Here is a 23,019-nt window from a genome sequence, read left to right on the forward strand (position 1 = left end):
CGCTCGCTGACCCACGCCGGCGCGCCCAGCCGCCACAGCCGGCCGGTGGCGTCGCGGGCCTCGATGCCGCGGCCGGCCAGCTCGCGCACGTCGACCCAGGCGCCCGCCTCGCAGCCCTCGGCCAGCGCCCGCGCATGCGGGTGGCGGGACAGCGCCGCCAGGCTGCGCGCCACGGCCAGCAGCGCGTCGGCATCCGCGCCCTCGGCCCAATGGCGCTGCAACTGCAGCCGGTCTTCGCTGACGGTGCCGGTCTTGTCGAAGACCACGGTGTCGACCGTGCACAGCCGCTCCAGCGCCGACAGGTCGACCAGCAGCAGGCCGCGCCGGGCCAGCGCGCCGCTGGCCGTCAGCCAGGCCGCCGGCGCGGCCAGCGTCAGCGCGCAGGGGCAGGTCACGATGAGCACGGCCACCGCGACGGCCACCGCCCGCGAGGGCTCGACCCACCACCAGCCGATGCCGGCCGCCAGCGCCAGCAGCAGCACGCCGGCCGTGAAGCCCGCGGCCACTCGGTCCAGGATGCCGCCGGCCGCGGGGCGCCGGCTCTGCGCCTGCTGCATCAGCCTGACGATGCCCTGGGCCGTGGTGTCGGCGCCCACGCGCTGCGCGGCGACGAGCAGCGGGCCGTCGCCATTGATGCTGCCGGCCACGACCGCGTCGCCCGGCGCCTTGGCGACCGGCGCGGACTCGCCCGTCAGCAGCGCCTCGTTGACCCAGCCCTGGCCGGCCAGCACATGGCCGTCGGCCGCGAAGGCCTCGCCGGCCGCGACGCGGATGCGGTCGCCCACGCGCAGCGCCTCGGGCGGCACGCGCTCGCTCGTGCCGTCGTCCAGCAGCCGCTCGGCCAGCGTCGGCAGCGCGCCGGCCGCGGCCTCCAGCGCCTCGGCGGCGCGGTGGCGCGTACCGAGCTCGAACCAGCGCGCCAGCAGCAGCAGCGCGATGAACATGGTCAGAGAATCGAAATAGACCTCGTGGCCGAACAGGCCGCCCGGGTCGAACAGCGCGCCGCTGCTGGCCACGAAGGTGACGGCCAGCCCCAGGGCCACGGGCACGTCCATGCCCAGCCGGCCCGCGCGCAGTTGCCGCCAGGCGCCCACGAAGAAGGGGGCCGCCGAGAACACCATGACCGGCAGGGTCAGCATCCAGGCGGCCCAGCGCAGCAGCCGGTCCAGGTCGGGCGCCAACTCGCCCGGGCCGGCCACATAGGCGGGCGTGGCCATCATCATGACCTGCATCATCAGGAAGCCGGCGACGAAGAGTCGCCACAGCGCCTGCCGCCTTTCCTGGCGGCGCAGCTCGCGCGCCGACGCGGCCACGTCGGGCGTCGCGCCATAACCGGCGGACTGCAGGGCGCCGAGCACATCGGCCAGCGCGATGCGCGAGGGCTGCCAGCGCAGCGACAGGCGGGCGGAGGCCGGGTTGACGCTGGCGCCCTCCACGCCCTGCAGCTTCAGCAGGGCCGCCTCGACGATGCCCGAGCAGGCCGCGCAGTGCATGCCGGCCACCTGGAACTGCGACAGCGCGACGCCGCCGGGGCCGTCCGGCCAGGTCGTGAAGGGGGCGAGAAGGCGCGCGTCTGAATCAGCCGCAGGCAAGCCGGGGGGAGGAACGCTCACGGTGCGCATCTTGGCCGCGCCCTCGGGCCGGGGGCATGACCTTTGTCAAGGATTGCGCATTCTCTGCCCGGCTTTCGCCGGTGGGCTCAGAGGTTGAGAGTATTGCGGCCGTGCCCGAAAGGCGCGTCAAAACGCCCCCGATCTAGGCGCAAAGCACAGCCATAGCTCGGGCTATGGCGAGCATTTGCAACGACGAGCGGGGGTGTTTTGGCGTGCAGGGCGGGCATGGGCGAAAGACTATCAACCTCTCAGCCCAGGTCGCGCAACGGATGCTCGGCCGGCGCCCAGGGGCTGACGAAGAAGGCCGCCACCTCGGCCGCATCGACCTCGGCGACGCTGGCCGGCTGCCAGCGCGGCGCATGGTCCTTGTCCACGGCCAGAGCGCGCACGCCCTCGACGGTCTCGCTGCGCGCCGCGCCCCGCAGATGGAAGGCGTGGTGGACGAGGTCGCGCTCCAGGCGCAGGTCGTCGGCCAGGCCGAGCCGGCGGCCGCGGCGCACCAGTTCCAGCGTGACGGCCATCATCGTCGGCGAGCGCTCCAGCAGCGTCGCCCGGGTGTCGCGCGCCCAGTCGTCGTCGACCGCGGCGAGCGAGGCGAGGATGGCTGGCAGCGTCGGCTGGCCGAAGTGGCGGTCGATGCGCTCCATCGTCGCCTTGGGCGCCGACAGGGGCGCCAGGTCGGCCCGTTCCATGACCGTGGCGACGACATGCTCGGCGCTCGGCTGGTCGCCCTGGCGCAGGTCGTCGACCAGGGCCTGCCACTGCTCGGCGCGCACGAAGACGTCGCCCAGGCCCCATTCGATCGCATCGCCCGCGGAGATCGCGTGGCCGGTCAGCGCCAGCCATTCGCCGACATGGCCAGGGCATTGCGCGAGGAACCAGCCGCCGCCCACGTCGGGGAAGAGGCCGATGGCGGTCTCGGGCATCGCGAGCCTGGAGCGCTCGCTGAGCACGCGCAGCCTGGCGCCCTGGCTGATGCCCATGCCGCCGCCCATGACGATGCCGTCCATCAGCGCGACATAGGGCTTGGGGAAGGCGTGGATCAGGTGGTTGAGGCGGTATTCCTCGGTGAAGAAGTCCTCCAGCGCCGGGTCGCCCGCGTGGGCGGCCTGGTGGAAGAAGCGGATGTCGCCGCCCGCGCAGAAGGCCGGCGGCTTGCCTTCGCGGCCGGCGCCCAGCACGGCCACGGCCTGGATCTCGGGGCGGCCGGCCCAGTGCTTCAGCAGCGCGGTCATGTCGCGGATCATGGCCAGCGACAGCGCGTTCAAGGCCTGCGGGCGGTTCAGCGTGATGAGGCCGAGGCAGCCGTTGACGTCGGCCAGGATCTGGCCTTCTGCACCTAAGGGCGGGATCAGGTCGTTCATGCGTTCTTCAGGACGGTTTTGACGGCGGGAGGCGCCAGCGCCTCGTTGGCGATCAGCGCGGCAAGCACAAGGCTACCGCCGATCAGCGCGGCGCTGCCCGGGTGTTCGCCCGCAAACAGCCAGGCCCAGAGCACACCCAGCAGCGTCTCGGCCTGGCCGAGCAGCGCCAGCTCGTGGCTGGGCAGTTCGCGCGCGAGGCGCACCGCGAGCAGGCAGGGCATGGCGAGCTGGAAGACGCCGAGGAAGGCCAGCAGGCCCAGGTCATGCGCACCGGCCTGCAGCGGCCAGGCCAGCGGCAGCGTGGCGGCCATGCAGAGCAGCGCGCCGATCAGCACGGCGGGCAGCATGTCAGGGGCGCTCGGCCGCCCGGAGGCCCTGACGCGCCCCCTCGGGGGGCAGGGAGCGGAGCTCCCGTGGGGGTCAACTTCTTGGCCGCGCTGGCCGACCTTCTGCAGCAGGCACCAGTTCGATGCCGCGGCCAGCGGCACGCCCAGCGCGACGAAGACACCGGTCAGCGGCCCGCCGAGCTGGCCGCCGAACATCCATGCGATGCCAGCGCCGGCCACCGCGATGGCAGCCCAGGTGCGGCCCGGAATGGGCTGGTGCAGGAAGGCGCGCGCGAACAGCGCCGTGAACAGCGGCGACAGCGACATCGTGACCAGCACATTGGCCACCGTCGTCAGCGACAGCGCGACCATGAAGGCCGTGAACATGACGGCCCAGCACAGCCCCGAGGCCCAGACGGCCACGCCGCGCATCGCCGCCAGCAGCGCCCTGCCCCGCATGACGCCCAGGATCAGCAGCAGCGCCGCCGCATTGAACAGCGCACGCCAGAACGTGATCTCGAAGCCCCGCGCCGCCTCCAGATGCCGCGTGACCACGCCCGCCGAACTCCACATCAGCGTGACCAGCAGCATCAGAAAAACAGCGCTTCGGTGACTCACAGCAGAGCGCCCCTTTCGGGGCGCGGGCAATCAACTGGCTAGAACCCCCTCCTGGAGGGGGCAGGGGGAGCGCAACATGCCGCGGGGACCGCGAGCGCGCTGCGTGCGCTCAAGCGCGCGCGGCGCGCTTGCGGTCGTTCTCCGACAAGTGGCGCTTGCGCAGGCGGACCGACTTCGGCGTGATCTCGACCAGCTCGTCGTCGTCGATGAAGTCCACGCCGTATTCCAGCGTCAGGTCGATGGGCGGCGTGATCTTGATCGCGTCTTCCTTGCCGGACACGCGGAAGTTGGTCAGCTGCTTGGTGCGCGTCGCGTTGACGACGAGGTCGTTGTCGCGGCTGTGGATGCCGACGATCATGCCCTCGTAGACCGGGTCGTTGGGCTTGACGAACATGCGTCCGCGGTCGTCCAGCTTGCCCAGGGCGTAGGTGAAGATCTCGCCGTCGTCCATGGAGATCAGCACGCCGTTCTTGCGGCCGCCGATGTCGCCCTTGTGGGCCTCGTAGCCGTCGAAGATGGACGAGATCAGGCCGGAGCCGCGGGTCAGGTTCATGAACTCGTTGGCGAAGCCGATCAGGCCGCGCGCCGGGATGCGGTACTCCAGGCGCACGCGGCCATGGCCGTCCGGCTCCATGTTGATCATCTCGCCCTTGCGCAGGCCCAGCGCCTGCATGACGCCGCCCTGGTGGGTCTCTTCGACGTCGGCGGTGACGAGTTCCATCGGCTCGCTCTTCACGCCGTCGATGTCCTTGAACATCACGCGCGGCTTGGACACGGCCAGCTCGTAGCCTTCGCGGCGCATGTTTTCCAGCAGGATGGTCAGGTGCAGTTCGCCGCGGCCACAAACCTCGAAGATGCCGTCCTCGTCCGTCTCGGAGACGCGCAGCGCGACGTTGTGCTGCAGTTCCTTCTGCAGGCGGTCCCAGATCTGGCGGCTGGTGACGTACTTGCCTTCACGGCCGGCCAGCGGGCTGGTGTTGACGCAGAAATTCATCGTCAGCGTCGGCTCGTCCACCTTCAGCATGGGCAGCGGCGCCGGGTTGGCCGGGTCGGTCACGGTCACGCCGATGCCGATGTCCTCGATGCCGTTGATCAGCACGATCTCGCCGGGGCCGGCTTCCGTGACCTGCACGCGGTCCAGGCCGTGGAAGGTCAGCACCTGGTTGATGCGGCCGTTGACGCTCTTGCCGTCCGGGCCTTCCATGACGGCGACCTGCATGCCGGGCTTGATGGTGCCCTGGCTGATGCGGCCCACGCCGATGCGGCCGACGAAGGTGGAGAAGTCCAGCGCGGAAATCTGCAGTTGCAGCGGGGCGGCCGGGTCACCCTTCTGGGGCGGCACATGCTTCAGGATGGTCTCGAACAGGGCCGACATGTCGGGGCCCCACTGCTCGCCGGGAGCGCCTTCGGTCAGCGAGGTCCAGCCGTTGATGCCGGAGGCGTAGACGACCGGGAAGTCCAGCTGCTCGTCGTTGGCGCCGAGCTTGTCGAACAGGTCGAAGGCGGCGTTGATGACGGCATCGGGCTTGGCGCCCGGCTTGTCGACCTTGTTGACGACGACGATGGGCTTCAGGCCCAGGGCCAGCGCCTTCTTCGTGACGAAGCGGGTCTGCGGCATCGGGCCTTCCTGGGCGTCGATCAGCAGCACCACGCCGTCCACCATGGACAGCGCACGCTCGACCTCGCCGCCGAAGTCTGCGTGTCCGGGCGTGTCGACGATGTTGATGTGGGTGCCACCCCAGCTGACCGCGCAGTTCTTGGCCAGGATGGTGATGCCGCGCTCGCGCTCGATGGCATTGCTGTCCATCACGGTGTCGACGACCTTTTCATGGTCGGCGAAGGTGCCGCTCTGGCGCAGCAGTTGGTCCACCATGGTGGTCTTGCCGTGGTCGACGTGGGCAATGATGGCGATGTTGCGGATCGGGGTGGTCATGGTGGTGCTTCTAAAAAAACCGGTTCAGGCGGAAAGCAGGGCCTGGACCTCCGGCGGGGTCAACAGGCGGTCGGCGATCAGTTCGCCGGAAGTGATGTGAGCGCTGCCGAGGAAGGCGCGCGGCTCGGGGCCGTAGACGCGCACGCGCTCGGCATCGGGCACGTCGACACGGCGGCGCAGGCCGGACAGGAAGCGCACGGCGTCGGGCATGTCCAGCCGCAGTTCGGGTGCATCCGCCAGCAGGCGGTCGGGCGAGGTCAGCAGAGCGGCGCGCTCTGCGTCGGGCAGGGCCTCGATCTGGGCCAGCGTGACGGCGCCGTCCAGCGTCAGGCCACCGGAGCCGGTGCGGCGCAGCGCGGCCAGCGAGGCGCCCACGCCCAGCTTCGCGCCGATGTCTTCGGCCAGCGTGCGGATGTAGGTGCCTTTGGTGCAACGGACGTCGAGGGTCACGGTGCCAGCATGCATCGCGACGATGGCTATGGCATGAATCGTCACGCGGCGGCTCTTGCGCTCGATCTCGACCCCGGCACGCGCGTACTCGTAGAGCGCCTTGCCCTCGTGCTTCAACGCCGAATACATCGGCGGCATCTGGGCTATCTCGCCGACGAAGGCGCGGCTGGCGGCCTCCACCTGCTCGCGCGTGATGTGGTCGGCGTCCAGGCGCTCCAGCACCTCGCCTTCGGCGTCGCCCGTCGTCGTGCGGATGCCCAGGGCCAGCGTGGCCAGATAGCGCTTGTCGGCGTCCAGGCTGAGCTGGCTGAACTTGGTGGCGGCGCCGAAGCACAGCGGCAGCAGGCCTGTGGCCAGCGGGTCCAGCGTGCCGGTGTGGCCGGCCTTCTCGGCGCGCAGCAGCCACTTGGCCTTCTGCAGTGCGTCGTTGCTCGACAGGCCCAGCGGCTTGTCGAGCAACAACACGCCATGCAGCGGCCGGCGCTGGATGCGAACCCGCGCCGGCTTGGCAGTGGCCAGGGCCTCAGTCATTGGGCTCCTCGTCGTCCGCGGCGCGCGTCGCGTTGGCCTTGCTGATCAGCGCGCTCATCTCGGCCGCCCGCTCGGTCGTGCGGTCGAACTGGAAGTGCAGCGTCGGCACCGTGTGGATCTGCAGGCGCTTGAACAGGCCGTTGCGCAGATAGCCCGCCGCCTCGTTCAGCGCCGCCTGCGTCTCGGCGGCATCGCCGATCAGCACGGAGAAGAACACCTTGGCGTGGGCGTAGTCGGGCGTGACCTCGACCGCGCTGATGGTGGCCATGCCGATGCGCGGGTCCTTGAGCTCGCGGATCAGCTCGGCCAGATCACGCTGGATCTGGTCGGCGACGCGAAAGCTGCGGTTGGGGATGGCGCGTTTGTGTTTCATGGCATGGTTTCCTGAAAGGACAAACCCCGCCCCGAGGGGCGGGGTTCACCCTCAGTGCGAAGCGTTAAAGCGTGCGGGCCACTTCCTTGATCTCGAAGAATTCGAGCTGATCACCTTCCTTGATGTCGCTGTAGTTCTTGAGCTTGATGCCGCACTCGAAGCCTTCCTTGACCTCGCGCACGTCGTCCTTCTCGCGGCGCACCGACTCGACCTCGCCCGTGTAGACGACGGTGTTGTCGCGCAGCAGGCGGAAGCGTGCGCCACGGCGTACCAGGCCGCTGGTGACCATGGAGCCGGCCACCGTGCCGATCTTGGATGCGACGAACACGACGCGGATCTCGGCCGTGCCCAGCGCTTCCTCGCGCTGCTCGGGCGCCAGCATGCCGGACATCGCCTTGGTCACATCGTCCACGGCGTCGTAGATGATGCTGTAGTAGCGCAGGTCGACCGAGTTGCCCTCGGCCAGCTTGCGCGCACCGGCGTCGGCGCGCACATTGAAGCCGATGATGACGGCCTTGGACGCGATGGCGAGGTTGATGTCGCTTTCGCTGATGCCGCCGACCGCCGCGTGGACGATCTGCACCTTGACCTCGGCCGTGCTGAGCTTGAGCAGCGAGGCGGCCAGCGCTTCCTGCGAGCCCTGCACGTCGCTTTTGATGATCAGCGGCAGGGTCTGCACGTCGCCGGCGCCCATCTCGCTGAACATGTTCTCGAGCTTGGCGGCCTGCTGCTTGGCCAGCTTGACGTCGCGGTACTTGCCCGAACGGAAGGTGGCCACTTCGCGGGCACGGCGCTCGTCGGACAGCACCATGAACTCGTCGCCGGCCTGCGGCACTTCGGTCAGGCCCTGGATCTCGACCGGGATGGACGGGCCGGCCTCGGTGGTCGCCTTGCCGTCTTCGTCCAGCATGGCGCGCACGCGGCCAAAGGTGGAGCCGGCCAGCACGACGTCGCCGCGCTTGAGCGTGCCGCTCTGCACCAGCACCGTCGCGACCGGGCCGCGACCCTTGTCCAGCTTGGCTTCGATGACCAGGCCCTTGGCCATCGATTCGACGGGCGCCTTCAGTTCCAGCACTTCGGCCTGCAGCAGCACCTGCTCCAGCAGTTCGTCCACGCCCTGGCCGGTCTTGGACGACACGCCGATGAAGGGGGCATCGCCGCCGAAGTCCTCGGGCACGACCTCTTCGCCGACGAGCTCGCTCTTCACGCGCTCGATGTTGGCATCGGGCTTGTCGACCTTGGTCATCGCGACCACGATGGGCACGCCGGCCGCCTTCGCGTGGTGGATGGCTTCCTTGGTCTGGGGCATGACGCCGTCATCGGCCGCACAGACCAGAATGACGATGTCGGTCGCCTTCGCGCCGCGGGCCCGCATGGCCGTGAAGGCCGCGTGACCCGGGGTGTCCAGGAAGGTGATCACGCCGCGCGGCGTCTCGACGTGGTAGGCGCCGATGTGCTGCGTGATGCCGCCGGCTTCGCCTGCAGCCACGCGGCTGCGGCGGATGTAGTCCAGCAGCGAGGTCTTGCCGTGGTCGACGTGGCCCATGACGGTGACGACCGGCGCACGCGGCAGCGACTCGTGCTGCTGCTCCGCCGTGCCCTCCTCCTCGAGGAAGGCGTCCGGGTCGTCCAGCTTGGCGGCAAAGGCCTTGTGGCCCATTTCCTCGACGAGGATCATGGCCGTTTCCTGGTCCAGTTGCTGGTTGATGGTGACCATCTGGCCCAGCTTCATCAGCTGCTTGATGACCTCGGCCGCCTTGACCGACATCTTGTGCGCGAGGTCGGCCACCGAGATGGTCTCGGGAATGTGCACCTCCTGCACCTGCTGCTCGACGGGCGCCTGGAAGCTGGAGCCGCCATTGCCTGCGCCGCGATCGCCGCGACGGCCACCCGCACCACCGCGCGCCGGAGCACGCCAGTTGCCGCCGCCACCCGGGCGGTTGGCGCCGGCCGGGCCGGCGCCGATGGTCTTCAGGCCACGCTTCTTTGCGGCGTCGTCAGCCCAGCTGGACGACAGCTTCTCGGACTTGACCGACTTCTTGTCGCCCGGCTTGCCGGCACCCGCGGGCGCCGGCGCGGCCGGTGCCGTGGCGCCGGCCTTCTTGTGGATGGTGCCCTTGATGCCCGCGCCTTCGGCCGGCTTGGGCTCTTCCTTCTTGGGCGCCACCAGCACCTTCTTGGGCGCGTTCATCATCGCGCGGATCTTGGCGGCCTCTTCCTCGGCAGCCTTGCGGCGGCGGGCCAGGTCGTCCTGCTTCTGCTTCTCTTCGGCAGCGGCATCGACGGCCTTGACGACACGCAGCGCCGGCTTGGGCGCCTCGACGGGCGCGGCCGGTGCCGCCACCACGGCAGGGGCGACCTCAGGCGCGGGCGGCGGCGGTGCCACCACTTCCTGCGCCGGCGCGGCCTTGGGCGCGCGCTTGGCGGCGGCAGCCTTGTTGATGGCCGCGGCTTCCGCAGCGGCAGCGGCGGCGTTGCGCTGGCGCGCCTCGGCGGCCTGTGCGTCGCTCTTGTCGCCGGCCTTGGCGGCTTCCGCGGCAGCGGCGGCCTCGGCAGCGGCGCGGGCGGCGGCCTCAGCGGCGGCCTGCTCCTCGGCGCGGCGCGCTTCGGCGGCTTCGCGCGCGGCGCGCTCGGCCTCCTCGCGGGCCTTCACCTTGGCGGCGAGTTCCTCTTCCTGGGCGCGCAGCGCGGCGGCCTGAGCCTGCGCCTCTTCCTCCCGGCGCAGCAGTTCGGCCTCGTCGGGGCCGGCAGAGGCCTCGTCGCCGGCATCGTCACGCTTGACGAAGGTGCGCTTCTTGCGCACTTCGACCTGGATGGTGCGGGCCTTGCCGGAGGCATCGGCCTGCTTGATCTCGGTGGTCGATTTCTTGACGAGCGTGATCTTCTTGCGCTCGGTGCCGGCGGTGCCATGCGAGGAACGCAGGTGGTCGAGCAGGCGTTCCTTGTCGGCTTCGCTCAGGGCGTCGTCGACGGAAGACTTCTTGACGCCCGCGGCTAGCAGCTGCTCCAGCAGCGTGCCCGCCGGCTTGCTCAGCTCGGCGGCGAATTGGGCGACGGTAGTCACGGCCATGTGGGGGTCCTTCAAATTGCTTTCGGTGCGGTGCGGCGTGTGCTGTTGATCGATCAGTCGTTGAACCAGTGTTCACGGGCCTTCATGATCAGCGCGCGCGCCGCCGCTTCGTCCAGGCCGGACAGGTCGACCAGTTCGTCCACGGCCAGATCGGCCAGGTCGTCGCGGGTGTTGATGCCGCCTTCGGCCAGCTTGCTCAGCAGTTCGGGCGTGACGCCTTCGAGGTCGCGCAGGTCCTGCGAGACCTCCTCGACCTTCTCTTCCTTGGCGATTTCCATCGTCAGCAGCGCATCCTTGGCACGGGTGCGCAGCTCGGTGACGGTGTCCTCGTCGAAGGCCTCGATCTCGAGCATTTCCTGCATCGGGACGTAGGCGACTTCCTCCAGGCTGGTGAAGCCTTCGGCGATCAGGATGTCGGCGACCTCGGCGTCCACGTCGAGCTTCTCGACGAAGAGCTTGCGCACCGATTCGCTTTCCTGCTCGTGCTTGGCGGCCGATTCCTCGGCCGACATGATGTTGATGCGCCAGCCGGTCAGCTCGGAGGCCAGGCGCACGTTCTGGCCGCCGCGGCCGATGGCGATGGCGAGGTTCTCCTCGTCGACGACGACGTCCATGGCGTGGCGCTCTTCATCGACGACGATGGACTGCACATTGGCCGGGGCCAGCGCGCCGATGACGAACTGGGCGGGATCCTCGCTCCACAGCACGATGTCGACGCGCTCGCCGGCCAGCTCGGTCGTCACGCCGTTGACGCGCGAACCGCGCACGCCGACGCAGGTGCCGATGGGGTCGACGCGGCGGTCGTGGCTGATGACGGCGATCTTGGCGCGGCTGCCGCTGTCGCGGGCGCAGCTCTTGATCTCCAGCAGGCCCTGCTCGATCTCGGGCACTTCCTGCGCGAACAGCTCCTTCATGAACTCGGGCGAGGAGCGCGACAGCATGATCTGCGGGCCGCGCTGGGTCGGGTCGACGCCGAGGATGACGGCGCGCACGCGGTCGCCGGTGCGCAGGTTCTCCTTCGAGATCATCTCGCTGCGCTTCAGGCGGCCTTCGACGCGGCCGCTCTCGACGATGATGTCGCCCTTGTCCAGGCGCTTGACGGTGCCGACGAAGATCTTCTCGCCGCGCGACATGAAGTCGTTCAGCAGCTGCTCGCGCTCGGCGTCGCGGATCTTCTGCAGGATGACCTGCTTGGCGGCCTGGGCGCCGATGCGGCCGATGGGCACGGACTCGACGGGCTCCTCGATGTGGTCGTCCACCTCGATGTCGGCGATCTGCTCCTGGGCCTCGAACAGCAGGATCTCGGCGTCGGCGTTCTGCAGGCCGGCCTCGTTGGGCACGACATGCCAGCGGCGGAAGGTCTCGTACTCGCCGGAATCGCGGTCCACGCTGACGCGGATGTCGGCCTCACCGCCGTAAATCTTCTTGGTGGCCGAGGCCAGCGCGGCTTCGACCGCACCGAACACGACATCGCGCTCCACGCTCTTCTCGCGCGAGATCGCGTCCACCAGCATCAACATTTCGCGGTTCATTGCTTGAGACCTCCGTCAACCTTGTCTTGGCCGGGCGCCGCCTCCGTGGGCTCGCCCGCTTGTTTCTTGGGTACTGCCTTTTTCGGCTTGATGACGCCGCGCTGGCCCGGCTTGCGGTCGGGCGCCGGCTCGCCGCCGCGGCCCTTGAAACTGAACGCCGGCACGAGGCGCGCCTCGCGCACCTCGTCGAGCGTGAAGTCGAGCGCCTGCTCCGCGGTGCCGTCGTCGAAGACCAGGCGCCACGCCTGGTCGCCCTCCGCGCCGGGCTGCGCGCCGAGCACGCCGCGGTACTTCTTGCGGCCCTGGAAGGGCAGCTTCAGCGTGATGTCGATTTCCTGGCCGGCAAAGCGCGCATAGTGCGCGGCGTTGCGCAACGGCCGGTCCAGCCCCGGCGAGGACACCTCGAGCCGGGCGTAATCAAAGCCTTCGACCTCCAGCACATACTGCAGCTGGCGAGTGAGCTTCTCGCAATCGTCCACCGTGATCAGCTCGCCGGCATCCGCCTGGGCCGGCAGTTTGTCGATCGTCACGCGCAGCAATCCCCCGGCGCTGCGTTCGCAGTCCACGAGTTCGTAACCCAAGCCAGTCACGGTCGTTTCAACAGCGGTTTGCCAACTCATGCGGGGATTGCGTTCCTGGGTCCGAAAAAAGAAGCGAGAAAATCGAAAAGCAAAAAAAATGGGCTGGATGAATCCGCCCACCTCGTTCACCAAATCCGGCCCCGGGGGATATCGTCCGGGGCTCGTTGAGAGAGTTCTCTCATTTCTGGTGAAGCCGGGATTGTACTGTGCAAGTCCCGTGCCGGCAAGATGCCGCCCCTATCGCGTGCCAGAATCGCGGGCTGTTTGAGACCTCACAGGAGACAAGAATGGGCTTTCTCGCCGGCAAGCGGCTGCTGATCACGGGCGTGCTGTCCAACCGCTCCATCGCCTACGGCATTGCCCGCGCCTGCCACCGCGAAGGCGCCGAGCTGGCCTTCAGCTACCAGGGCGAGCGCTTCAAGGAGCGCATCAGTGAATTCGCTGCCGAATTCGGCTCCAAGCTGGTCTACGACTGCGACGTGACCAGCGACGAGCAGATGGCAGCCCTGTTCGCCCAGTTAGGCGAGGTCTGGCCCGAGTTCGACGGCTTCGTGCATTCCATCGGTTTCGCACCGCGCGACGCGATCGCCGGCAATTTCCTCGACGGCATGACGCGCGAGAACTTCCGCATCGCCCACGACATCTCGGCCTACAGCTTCCCGGCGATGGCCAAGCTGGCCGCGCCGCGCCTGCGCGCCGGCGCCTCGCTGCTGACGCTGAGCTACCTGGGCGCCGAGCGCTATGTGCCCAACTACAACACCATGGGCCTGGCCAAGGCCGCGCTGGAAGCCAGCGTGCGCTACCTGGCCTACGACCTGGGCGCCAAGGGCGTGCGCGTGAACGGCATCTCGGCCGGCCCGATCAAGACGCTGGCCGCCTCGGGCATCAAGGACTTCGGCAAGCTGCTGAGCCAGTTCGCCGCGGCCGCACCGATCCGCCGCAACGTGACCATCGACGACGTGGGCAATGCCGCGGCCTTCCTGCTGTCGGACCTGGCTGGCGGCGTCAGCGCCGAGATCATGTACGTGGACGGCGGCTTCAGCCACGTGGCCCTGGCCGGCGGCGAGTGACCCCACGCCACCACTGATACGGGTTTGCAATCAAAGTGATAACAAGGCAACAAGGCGCGAAGCCGCAGACAGTGCTTTGGCACGGCAAGGCGAAGCAACGCAGTGAGCGCTTTGATTGCGAAGCCGTATGAAATGACCGAGGGCCCCGCGGGGCCCTCTTTCCTTACTGCTTCACGCAGTCCACGTAGTAGTGGCCGCGGCCGGTTTCCTCGTCCACCTCGTGGACGAGGCCGTGCACGTCCGTCGCGAAGCCCGGGAACCTGGCGTTGAAGCTGCGCGTGAACTTCAAGTAGTCGACGATCTTCTTGTTGAAGCGCTCGCCCGGGATCAGCAGCGGGATGCCGGGCGGGTAAGGCGTAAGCAGCGAGGTCGTGATGCGGCCTTCCAGCTCGTCGATACCGACGCGCTCGGTCTTGCGCTGCGCGATGTGGGCGTAGGCGTCAGTCGGCGTCATGGCCGGCTGCAGATTGGACAGATACATGTCCGTCGTCAGCCGCGCGATGTCGCCCTCGGCATAGGCCTGGTGGATGCTCTGGCAGAGGTCGCGCAGGCCCATGCGCTCGTACTTCGGGTGGGCCGCGCAGAACTCCGGCAGGATGCGCCACAGCGGCGCGTTCTTGTCGTAGTCGTCCTTGAACTGCTGCAGCGCCGTCAGCAGCGTGTTCCAGCGGCCCTTGGTGATGCCGATGGTGAACATGATGAAGAAGGAGTACAGGCCCGTCTTCTCGACGACGACGCCATGCTCGACGAGGAACTTGGTGACCACCGACGCCGGGATGCCGGTCGCCGCGAAGCGGCCCTCCATGTCCAGCCCCGGCGTGATGACGGTGGACTTGATCGGGTCCAGCATGTTGAAGCCTTCGGCCAGCGCGCCGAAGCCATGCCAGTCCTCGTCGGCATGCAGCATCCAGTCGGCTGCCACGGGCTCGCTGCCCTCGTCGTCCTGCGCGCGCAGGAAGTCGGGGCCCCAGACCTTGAACCACCAGTCGTCGCCATAGTCTTCGTCGACCTTGCGCATCGCGCGGCGGAAGTCCAGCGACTCCTTGATGCTCTCCTCCACCAGCGCCGTGCCGCCGGGCGGCTCCATCATCGCGGCGGCCACGTCGCAGCTCGCGATGATCGAATACTGAGGGCTGGTGCTGGTGTGCATCAGATAGGCCTCGTTGAAGAGGTGCTTGTCGAGCTTGACCGTCTGCGAGTCCTGCACCAGCACCTGCGAGGCCTGCGAGATGCCGGCCAGCAGCTTGTGCGTGGACTGGGTCGCGTAGACGACGGCCTCCTTCGGGCGCGGGCGGTTCTTGCCCATTGCATGGAACTGGCCGTAGAAATCATGGAAGGCCGCGTGCGGCAGCCAGGCCTCGTCGAAGTGCAGCGTCGGGATGTAGCCGTCGAGCTTCTTCTTGATGGTCTCGGTGTTGTAGAGCACGCCGTCGTAGGTGCTCTGCGTCAGCGTCAGGATGGCGGGCTTGACGGTCGCCGGGTCCACGCCGGCCAGCAGCGGGTTGGCCGCGATCTTGGCGCGGATGGCCTCGGGGCTGAACTCGCTCTCGGGGATGGGGCCGATGATGCCGTAGTGGTTGCGCGTCGGCGGCAGGAACACGGGGATCGCGCCGCACATGATGATGGCGTGCAGATTGCTCTTGTGGCAGTTGCGGTCGATGACGACCACGTCGCCCGGCGCCACCGTGTGGTGCCAGACCATCTTGTTGGACGTGGATGTGCCGTTGGTGACGAAGAAGCAATGGTCGGCGTTGAAGATGCGCGCCGCGTTCTTCTCGCTGGCCGCCACGGGGCCGGTATGGTCCAGCAGCTGGCCCAGTTCCTCCACGGCGTTGCAGACGTCGGCGCGCAGCATGTTCTCGCCGAAGAACTGGTGGAACATCTGGCCGACCGGGCTCTTCAGGAAGGCCACGCCGCCGGAGTGGCCCGGGCAATGCCAGGAGTAGGAGCCGTCGGCCGCGTAGTCCATCAGCGCCTTGAAGAAGGGCGGCGCCAGGCCATCCAGATAACTCTTGGCCTCGCGGATGATGTGGCGGGCCACGAACTCCGGCGTGTCCTCGAACATGTGGATGAAGCCGTGCAGTTCGCGCAGCACGTCGTTGGGCAGGTGCTGGCTGGTGCGCGTCTCGCCGTAGACGTAGATCGGGATGTCCGGGTTGCGGAAGCGGATCTCCTCGATGAATTTGCGCAGGTTCAGCACGGCCGGGTCGAGGTCTGGGCCAGGCGTGAACTCCTCGTCGTCGATGGACAGGATGAAGGCCGACGCACGGCTCTGCTGCTGGGCGAACTGCGACAGGTCGCCATAGCTCGTCACGCCCAGCACCTCCATGCCCTCCTTCTGGATGGCCTCGGCCAGCGCGCGGATGCCCAGGCCCGAGGTGTTCTCGGAACGGTAGTCCTCGTCGATGATGACGATGGGAAAGTGAAAACGGATCATCGCGGCCTCCAGCGGGCGGGCTCAAAAAAACGAAGCGGCGAAGTGTAGGGCCGCAGCGTGTCCGGCCTGAGTCGCCGCAGGCAGAAGCGCGGTCTACACTGGCTCGCCATCGCAAAGCTCGGGAGGCGAGATGGATTGGAGTACGGCCACCGTCTGGTGGATCGCGGCGGGCCTGCTGGTCGCCGCGGAGCTGGCCAGCGGCACTTTCTACCTGCTGATGCTGGCCGTCGGCGCCTGTGCCGGCGCGCTGGCGGCGCATCTGGGCCTGGGCGAGACCACGCAGATGGTGATGGCCGCCATCGTCGGCGGCACCGCCGTCATCGCGCTGAACCGCCGCCGCAGTCGCGGCTCGAAGGCTGCGCCGGCCGCGAGCAACCCGGACATGAACCTCGACATCGGCCAAAGCGTGCAGGTCGACGCCTGGTCCGCAGACGGCCTGGCCCAGGTCCAGTACCGCGGTGCGGCCTGGCAGGCCCGCTTCATCGGCAGCGCGCCGGCCCGCAGCGGCCGCCACGTCATCCGCGCCGTGGAAGGCAGCTGCCTGCTGCTGGACCGCTGATCCCCTCCCCTTCATCCGACCACCACCCGCCCGAGAGGCTTCATGGAAATCGCACTCGTCATCCTCGTCATTGCCGCCATCTTCGTGGTCCAGTCGATCAAGGTCGTGCCCCAGCAGCACGCCTGGGTCGTCGAACGACTGGGGCGCTATCACGCCACGCTGACGCCCGGGCTGAACTTCCTCGTGCCCTTCGTCGACCGGCTGGCCTACCGGCATTCGCTGAAGGAGATCCCGCTGGACGTGCCCAGCCAGGTCTGCATCACCAAGGACAACACCCAGCTGACCGTCGACGGCATCCTCTACTTCCAGGTCACCGACCCGATGCGCGCGAGCTACGGCGCCAGCAACTATGTCGTCGCCATCACCCAGCTCGCGCAGACGACGCTGCGCTCCGTCATCGGCCGCATGGAGCTGGACCGCACCTTCGAGGAACGCGCCGTCATCAACAGCTCCGTCGTCGAGGCGCTGGACGAGGCCGCGCTCAACTGGGGCGTCAAGGTGCTGCGCTACGAGATCAAGGACCTGACGCCGCCGCCGGCCATCCTGCACTCCATGCAGGCGCAGATCACGGCCGAGCGCGAGAAGCGCGCGCTGATCGCCGCGTCCGAGGGCCGGCGCCAGGAACAGATCAACATCGCCACCGGCGAGCGCGAAGCGGCCATCGCCAAGTCCGAGGGCCAGAAGCAGGCCGAGATCAACAAGGCCCAGGGCGAGGCCGCCGCCATCACGGCGGTGGCCGAGGCCACGTCGGACGCGATCCGCAAGATCGCCGCGGCCATCCAGCAACCGGGCGGCGACCAGGCCGTGCAGCTCAAGGTCGCCGAGAAGGCCGTCGAGGCCTATGCCCAGCTCGCGCAGAAGAACAACACGATGATCGTGCCGGGCAACATGACCGAAGTCGCCGGCCTCATCGGCACGGCCATGGGCCTGCTCAAGGGCGGCGGCAAGAGCTGACCCTCAAATACAAAAAACCCGCGAGGGCCCCGGCAAAGGGGCGGTCGCGGGAACAGGACGTTCGGGGGGCACCGAACGAAAGCGATGGAGGTGTCGCTTTTTCCAGTGGTCTTCCTCGACAGCGACGGCTCAACCGCCGGTGTAGGGCAGACCGAAAACTACAGCAATCAAGTTCCACATGTTTCGCTCCATCTGGCCGTCAGGCCGTACTCAGATGGGCGCAGTTTGTAGGACAGCGAACGACCAGGGAACTACAAACCCTGGTAGGGGACTGGATCACAGAAGGCCGAGTTCCATGGCCTTCAGCACCGCCGCCTGCTTTGTCGACACATCCAACTGCTTGAACAGTTGCTTCATATGGTAGTTCACGGTGTTCTCACTGATGCCGAGTAGGGTGCCGACGACCCAGGCACTCTTCCCTTCCATCGTGAGCTTCAGGATCTCGAGCTGTCGCGCAGGTAACTTAGGGCGGTCTCCCCGCACGAGCAGTCGCGCAGCAGCTTCCTGGGCATGCACCGCGAGCAGCTGCAGGTCGGCGATCATCCGGTTGAGCTTGATCGGCTCCCTCGGCAGATCGTCATGGCGATCCACACCCAGCAGGAAGCGCCGGTATCCCGGCATGTGCACGCTGACAGCCAAGCCCGTCCGATAACCGAACGGCGCCTGCATTTCCCACAGATCACCAGCCCCCGCCTTCACATACAGGCGCTGGTCATACACCAGGGGGGCTGCGTTGCTCATTACGTGGAGATGCACCGGATCGCGCTTGGCGTTCTCAGGATCGACCTGTGCCGCAAGGAACTCGGCAGGGGTATTGCCGATGGAGAAATAGTCCACCTTTGAGCCCGCGCTACGACGCTGCGTGGCCAATACGCCGGAGATCAGGCCGAAGTCCAAGTCATTGGCGAAGTCGATCAGCCCTTGCTTGAAAGACGCTAAATCTGCCGCTTGACTGACTTGTTCGTACCGCTGCAGGTTCATCGAGGCAGGGCGCTACTAGGGTTGGTAGGAGCAGTGCGGCGCTGATGAACGCACACTGCAAACCATCCAAATGACGGGAGACCCGAATGCAGATAGCAGCCTGGCAACTGATGGCCTGCGAAACGGTCGTTAAGACTGTAAACGAGTTCGAAAAGGTGGCACCTGATCTCCGACAAATCGGCAGCAGCCTCCGAGTGGACGATGCACGGTCCGGCCTGCGTTCGGGCCAGGAAGTCTGGGCGACCGAGGCGAATGGCGAGCCCATCCAGATCGCCTGGGAATGGACCGAGATCCAGCCGGACGTGGTCGCGCTGTTCGACCCGATGAACATCCTGTGCAACGTCGCACTGATCGACGGCGAGGGCCACACGCTCGCCCGCTCCAAGCGCATGCTGCACCTGAACAACGTCGTCCACCAGCTCGGCTGGCGCGAATGTCTCGACGAGCCCAGATCGCCCCCTCGCTTCAGCTTGTCTGCCTGGGCTCCATGATGGGTTATGATGGCGGGCTTGCAGGAGAGGTGGATGAGCGGTTTAAGTCGCACGCCTGGAAAGCGTGTGTGGGTTAATAGCCCACCGCGGGTTCGAATCCCGCCCTCTCCGCCAAGCATGACCGGGCCCGCAAGGGCCCGTTTTGCTTTCCAGGCACGGCTAACAGATCGGGAACAACAGTCGGTCAGCCGCAATTCATCCCCTGCAAAACGCAATTCGTCGCTCGACGCTGGCTTGCCGGCACGGGTTGCTAAACACTGCAAATCGTGCCTTGCCGTCCGCAAGGCTGGAGCCGGAGATGTCGCAACTGCGTAAGGGATGGATGAGCCTGAGCCTGGCTCTGGGGCTCGTGATCGGCGGCTTGCCGGCCGAGGCCAGCGAGGTCGTCAAGCTTGCGCGCCTGGTCGTCAGCGGCAAGCGCAGCCCGAGCGAAACGCCGCGCAGCGCGCCTAGCGAGCCCCGGGCCAGCAGTTCGGGCCAACAAGCCCATGGCAGCGGCGGCAATGACGAGACCGGCACGGCCCCCGCCCCGGCCCGCGGCGTTTCCTGAAATAGATTCCCCAAAAACGAAATGCGCCGAAACCCGCGAGGGCTTCGGCGCATTGCCATATCTGGCGGAGTGGACGGGGCTCGAACCCGCGACCCCCGGCGTGACAGGCCGGTATTCTGACCAACTGAACTACCACTCCGTATGGGATGAATACGATACCGTCTTTCGACAATATCCAAGCTCATCAAACTCGCCCGTCTTTCGACAGGAATGGCGTCCCCTAGGGGATTCGAACCCCTGTAATCACCGTGAAAGGGTGGTGTCCTAGGCCTCTAGACGAAGGGGACTGAATTTTCACTACCTAACTGCGTTCCACCCGAAACCCACAAAGGCCTTGGTGGAGGTAAGCGGGATCGAACCGCTGACCTCTTGCATGCCATGCAAGCGCTCTCCCAGCTGAGCTATACCCCCGTCAAATGACGGTCGCAAAAAGCAAACGGCCAACTGATTGGCCGTTCGCTGATCGGGCGGACCCGACGGAATCCTTGGCGGAGTGGACGGGGCTCGAACCCGCGACCCCCGGCGTGACAGGCCGGTATTCTAACCAACTGAACTACCACTCCGCGTGGGATGAATTCGATACCGTCTTTCGACAATATCCAAGCTCATCAAACTCGCCCGTCTTTCGACGGGAATTTGGCGTCCCCTAGGGGATTCGAACCCCTGTAATCACCGTGAAAGGGTGGTGTCCTAGGCCTCTAGACGAAGGGGACTAAACTTTCGCCGCTTGAACTGCGCGCCACGCAAAACCCTTTTCAGGAAATTTGGTGGAGGTAAGCGGGATCGAACCGCTGACCTCTTGCATGCCATGCAAGCGCTCTCCCAGCTGAGCTATACCCCCGGTTTGATTTTGATTCCACCGTTGCCGGCATCTTCAAGAATCGCTTCGTTCGCAGCGCCGTTCAAGCGAGACCAAGAGTATATGACGAATTTCAGACTGTTTGCAAGCGATCGACGACTTTTTTCTGGTCGAAGTGTTCGAGCACCGCATCCAGGCTTGGCGTTTGTGCACGACCGCACACGGCGAAGCGCACGGGAACGGCCAATTGCGGCATCTTGAGCCCGGTCGCAGCCAGCGTCTCCTTCAACGCCTGCTGGATGCCGGTCTTGTGCCAGTCGGTCAGCGCGGACAGGCGCTCGGCCAGCGCGCGCAAAGCGGGGCGCACGGCCTCCGTGATGTGGGTCGCAAGATCGTCGGCCGAGGGGCTGACCGGCGCGAAATACATCGCCAGCCAATCCGCCAGCGCCGCCGTCGTCGCGCAACGGTCCTTGAACAGGCCGACCTTGGGCTGGACCTGCTCGACCGTGGCGGCGATGCCCTTGGCCGCCAGCTGGGCCACGACCAGCTCCGCCAGCCGAGCCTCGTCAATCTGCTTCACATAGTGGCCGTTGACCCAGTCCAGCTTGGCCGGGTCCCATTGGGCCGGGCTCTTGGAAAGGTGGGAGCCGTCGAACCAGGACACCATCTGCGCGGCGCTGAACAGTTCCTCGTCGCCGTGGCTCCAGCCGAGGCGGGCCAGGTAGTTCAGCATGGCCTCGGGCAGGTAGCCGTCGGCGGCGTAGTCCATCACGCTGACGGCGCCGCGACGCTTGGACAGCTTCAGGCCGTCGTCGCCCAGGATGATGGGCAGGTGGCCGAAAGCCGGCAGCGGCGCGCCCAGTGCGTTGAAGATGTTGATCTGCCAGGGCGTGTTGTTGACGTGCTCGTCGCCGCGGAAGACATGGCTGATGCGCATGTCCCAGTCGTCGACGACGACGGCGAAGTTGTAGGTCGGCACGCCCGGCGCGCCGACAGGTGCGCCATCCGATGGAGCGCGGGCGATGATCAGGTCGTCGATCTCGCGGTTGTTGATCGTGATCGGGCCCTTGACGAGGTCGTCCCAGGTCACGTCGCCGTCGATGGGGTTGGCGAAGCGGATGACGGGCTTCACGCCCTCGGGCGGCGTCGCCAACGTCTTGCCAGGCTCCGGGCGCCAGCGGCGGTCGTAGTGGGTCTTCTCGCCGCGGGCGCGCTGGGCCTCGCGCATGGCGTCTAGCTCTTCGGGCGTCGCATAGCATCGATAGGCGCGGCCAGCGGCGATCATCTGGTCGATGACGGCCTGGTAGCGGTCCAGGCGCTGCATCTGGTAGATCGGGCCCTCGTCGTAATTCAGGCCCAGCCAGTTCATCGCCGCGATGATCTGGTCGACCGAGTCCTGCGTGGAGCGGGCGACGTCGGTGTCCTCGATGCGCAGCACGAACTCGCCGCCGTGGTGGCGGGCATAGGCCCAGGAGTAGAGCGCCGTGCGGGCGGTGCCCAGGTGCAGGAAGCCGGTCGGCGACGGCGCGATGCGCGTGCGGACCTTGTCGAAAGTGGGGCTCATCAGGTCTTGAGTGTGGAAAGGCCGCGGAGCAGGTCGTCGCAGATGTCGTCGACATGCTCAAGGCCGACAGACAGCCGGATCAGGCCCTGGCCGACGCCCGCGGCCTGGCGCTGCGCCTCCGTGAGACGGCCATGCGAGGTCGTCGCGGGGTGAGTGATGATGGATTTCGTGTCGCCGAGGTTGGTGGCGATGGACACGACACGGGTGCTGTCGATGACGTGGAAGGCGGCGGCGCGGGCGGCTTCGGGGCCATCGGCCTTCACGTCGAAGGACAGCACCGCCCCGCCCTGCCCGCCCTGCTGGCGCATGGCCAGCTCGTGCTGGGGATGGGAGGCGAGCGACGGGTAGTAGACGCGGTCGACCTCGGGCCGAGCCTCCAGCCAGCGGGCCACGGCCAGGGCCTGCTCGCTCTGCGCCTTCATGCGCAGGCTCAAGGTCTCCAGCCCCTTCAGCACCACCCAGGCGTTGAAGGGCGACAGCGTCATGCCCACCGTGCGCAGGATGGGGCCGAAGACGTCGCGGATGAGCTTGTTCGGCCCGCACAGCGCGCCGGCCATCACGCGGCCCTGGCCATCCATGTATTTGGTGGCCGAGTGCATGATGATGTCGGCGCCCATCTCGGCGGGGCGCTGCAGGGCCGGCGTCGAGTAGGTGTTGTCGACGGCGAGGATGGCGCCCGCCGCGCGGGCCATGTCGGCCAGCGCGCGGATGTCGCAGACCTCGGTCAGCGGGTTGGTGGGCGTCTCGGCGAAGAAGAGCCGCGTCGTCGGCCGGATGGCGGCCCGCCACTCGGCGAGGTCGGTCTGCGACACGAAGCTCGCCTCGACGCCGAACTTGCCGAACTCCTTGGCGAACAGGTTGATCGTCGAGCCGAACACCGAGCGCGAGCAGACGACATGGTCGCCGGCCTTCAGCGTGCCCATCGCGAGCAGCAGGATGGCGCTCATGCCGGTGGACGTGGCGATGGCGGCTTCCGTGCCCTCCATCGCGGCCAGGCGCGCCTCCAGGCTGCGCACGGTCGGGTTGCTGGTGCGCGTGTAGGTGAAGTCCTCGGCGTTGGAGAACTTGCGCGCCGAGGTCTCGGCGTCGGGCTGGACGTAGGCCGTCGTCAGGAACAGCGCCTCGGAGTTCTCGCCGTGCTGGCTGGGCGCGAGCGCGGTGCGGACGGCCAGCGTCTCGGAGCGCAGGCCTTCGGGCAGCGGGCGATGGGCGGGGTCATGCAT

The 23,019-nt window shown here is 67.5% G+C and carries 18 protein-coding genes and 7 tRNA genes; 6 read left to right on the plus strand and 19 right to left on the minus strand.

The window, feature by feature from the left end; all coding sequences use genetic code 11:
• The 9 genes from NYP07_RS18760 to rimP all read right to left on the minus strand — a co-directional run.
• A partial coding sequence (locus tag NYP07_RS18760; RefSeq protein WP_268153191.1) for a heavy metal translocating P-type ATPase occupies positions 1–1,613 on the minus strand: 1,613 nt, incomplete at its 3' end.
• Positions 1,614–1,861: 248 nt separating this feature from the next.
• Positions 1,862–2,977 carry an enoyl-CoA hydratase/isomerase family protein gene (locus NYP07_RS18765; protein ID WP_268153193.1) on the minus strand — a complete coding sequence of 372 codons (1,116 nt, stop codon included), beginning with the start codon at positions 2,975–2,977 and terminating at the stop codon, positions 1,862–1,864.
• Entirely contained in the window at positions 2,974–3,921 is a 948-nt protein-coding gene (locus tag NYP07_RS18770) for a DMT family transporter (RefSeq protein ID WP_268153195.1), read from the minus strand. The genes NYP07_RS18765 and NYP07_RS18770 overlap by 4 nt, the downstream gene beginning before the upstream one ends.
• A 109-nt stretch (positions 3,922–4,030) precedes the next feature.
• Positions 4,031–5,854 carry a translational GTPase TypA gene (gene typA, locus NYP07_RS18775; protein ID WP_268153197.1) on the minus strand — a complete coding sequence of 608 codons (1,824 nt, stop codon included), beginning with the start codon at positions 5,852–5,854 and terminating at the stop codon, positions 4,031–4,033.
• Between the two features lie 24 nt (positions 5,855–5,878).
• Positions 5,879–6,835, minus strand: a complete 957-nt coding sequence (truB, locus tag NYP07_RS18780; RefSeq protein WP_268153199.1) for a tRNA pseudouridine(55) synthase TruB — start codon at positions 6,833–6,835, stop codon at positions 5,879–5,881.
• Positions 6,828–7,208 (minus strand): 30S ribosome-binding factor RbfA, encoded by a 381-nt coding sequence (gene rbfA / locus NYP07_RS18785; RefSeq protein WP_268153201.1) that lies wholly within the window; start codon positions 7,206–7,208, stop codon positions 6,828–6,830. The genes truB and rbfA overlap by 8 nt, the downstream gene beginning before the upstream one ends.
• Before the next feature lie 64 nt (positions 7,209–7,272).
• Entirely contained in the window at positions 7,273–10,278 is a 3,006-nt protein-coding gene (infB, locus tag NYP07_RS18790) for a translation initiation factor IF-2 (RefSeq protein ID WP_268153203.1), read from the minus strand.
• 53 nt (positions 10,279–10,331) lie between these two features.
• Positions 10,332–11,810, minus strand: coding sequence for a transcription termination factor NusA (gene nusA, locus NYP07_RS18795; RefSeq protein ID WP_268153205.1), 1,479 nt, complete (start codon positions 11,808–11,810; stop codon positions 10,332–10,334).
• Entirely contained in the window at positions 11,807–12,430 is a 624-nt protein-coding gene (rimP, locus tag NYP07_RS18800) for a ribosome maturation factor RimP (RefSeq protein ID WP_268153207.1), read from the minus strand. The genes nusA and rimP overlap by 4 nt, the downstream gene beginning before the upstream one ends.
• A gap of 248 nt (positions 12,431–12,678) precedes the next feature.
• Between rimP and fabI the strand changes: the two genes are divergently transcribed.
• On the plus strand, positions 12,679–13,461 hold the full coding sequence (gene fabI / locus NYP07_RS18805; RefSeq protein ID WP_268153208.1) for an enoyl-ACP reductase FabI: 783 nt from the start codon (positions 12,679–12,681) through the stop codon (positions 13,459–13,461).
• A gap of 163 nt (positions 13,462–13,624) precedes the next feature.
• Here the strand turns inward: fabI and NYP07_RS18810 are convergent, their stop codons facing one another.
• Positions 13,625–15,898, minus strand: coding sequence for an arginine/lysine/ornithine decarboxylase (locus NYP07_RS18810; RefSeq protein WP_268153210.1), 2,274 nt, complete (start codon positions 15,896–15,898; stop codon positions 13,625–13,627).
• 130 nt (positions 15,899–16,028) lie between these two features.
• Between NYP07_RS18810 and NYP07_RS18815 the strand changes: the two genes are divergently transcribed.
• Together NYP07_RS18815 and NYP07_RS18820 are read left to right on the plus strand one after the other, a co-directional pair.
• Entirely contained in the window at positions 16,029–16,457 is a 429-nt protein-coding gene (locus NYP07_RS18815; RefSeq protein ID WP_268153211.1) for an NfeD family protein, read from the plus strand.
• Between the two features lie 42 nt (positions 16,458–16,499).
• Positions 16,500–17,411, plus strand: coding sequence for an SPFH domain-containing protein (locus NYP07_RS18820; RefSeq protein WP_268153212.1), 912 nt, complete (start codon positions 16,500–16,502; stop codon positions 17,409–17,411).
• Between the two features lie 276 nt (positions 17,412–17,687).
• Here the strand turns inward: NYP07_RS18820 and NYP07_RS18825 are convergent, their stop codons facing one another.
• Positions 17,688–18,392, minus strand: coding sequence for a helix-turn-helix transcriptional regulator (locus NYP07_RS18825; protein ID WP_268153213.1), 705 nt, complete (start codon positions 18,390–18,392; stop codon positions 17,688–17,690).
• 194 nt (positions 18,393–18,586) lie between these two features.
• Between NYP07_RS18825 and NYP07_RS18830 the strand changes: the two genes are divergently transcribed.
• The 3 genes from NYP07_RS18830 to NYP07_RS18840 all read left to right on the plus strand — a co-directional run bounded on the left by NYP07_RS18830 (position 18,587) and on the right by NYP07_RS18840 (position 19,433).
• Entirely contained in the window at positions 18,587–18,883 is a 297-nt protein-coding gene (locus NYP07_RS18830; RefSeq protein WP_268153214.1) for a hypothetical protein, read from the plus strand.
• A 23-nt stretch (positions 18,884–18,906) separates the two neighbouring features.
• Positions 18,907–18,997 (plus strand) — tRNA-Ser (locus NYP07_RS18835).
• Between the two features lie 184 nt (positions 18,998–19,181).
• A complete protein-coding gene (locus NYP07_RS18840) occupies positions 19,182–19,433 on the plus strand; it encodes a hypothetical protein (protein WP_268153215.1) in 252 nt (83 codons plus the stop codon).
• A 62-nt stretch (positions 19,434–19,495) separates the two neighbouring features.
• Here NYP07_RS18840 and NYP07_RS18845 read toward each other — a convergent pair.
• The 8 genes from NYP07_RS18845 to NYP07_RS18880 all read right to left on the minus strand — a co-directional run bounded on the left by NYP07_RS18845 (position 19,496) and on the right by NYP07_RS18880 (position 23,019).
• Positions 19,496–19,572, minus strand: a tRNA-Asp gene (locus NYP07_RS18845).
• A gap of 72 nt (positions 19,573–19,644) precedes the next feature.
• Positions 19,645–19,720 (minus strand) — tRNA-Glu (locus NYP07_RS18850).
• Between the two features lie 48 nt (positions 19,721–19,768).
• A tRNA-Ala gene (locus tag NYP07_RS18855) sits at positions 19,769–19,844 on the minus strand.
• 75 nt (positions 19,845–19,919) lie between these two features.
• A tRNA-Asp gene (locus NYP07_RS18860) sits at positions 19,920–19,996 on the minus strand.
• 74 nt (positions 19,997–20,070) lie between these two features.
• Positions 20,071–20,146: transfer RNA gene (locus NYP07_RS18865), tRNA-Glu, on the minus strand.
• 52 nt (positions 20,147–20,198) lie between these two features.
• A tRNA-Ala gene (locus NYP07_RS18870) sits at positions 20,199–20,274 on the minus strand.
• A gap of 91 nt (positions 20,275–20,365) precedes the next feature.
• Positions 20,366–21,796: a glutamate--tRNA ligase gene (gltX, locus tag NYP07_RS18875; protein ID WP_268153216.1), complete on the minus strand. Its 1,431-nt coding sequence runs from the start codon at positions 21,794–21,796 to the stop codon at positions 20,366–20,368.
• Complete coding sequence (locus NYP07_RS18880) at positions 21,796–23,019, minus strand: O-succinylhomoserine sulfhydrylase (protein ID WP_268153241.1); 1,224 nt, start codon at positions 23,017–23,019, stop codon at positions 21,796–21,798. The genes gltX and NYP07_RS18880 overlap by 1 nt, the downstream gene beginning before the upstream one ends.

Origin of the sequence: Pelomonas aquatica (assembly GCF_026712205.1) — a bacterium.
GTDB lineage: Bacteria > Pseudomonadota > Gammaproteobacteria > Burkholderiales > Burkholderiaceae_C > Pelomonas > Pelomonas aquatica.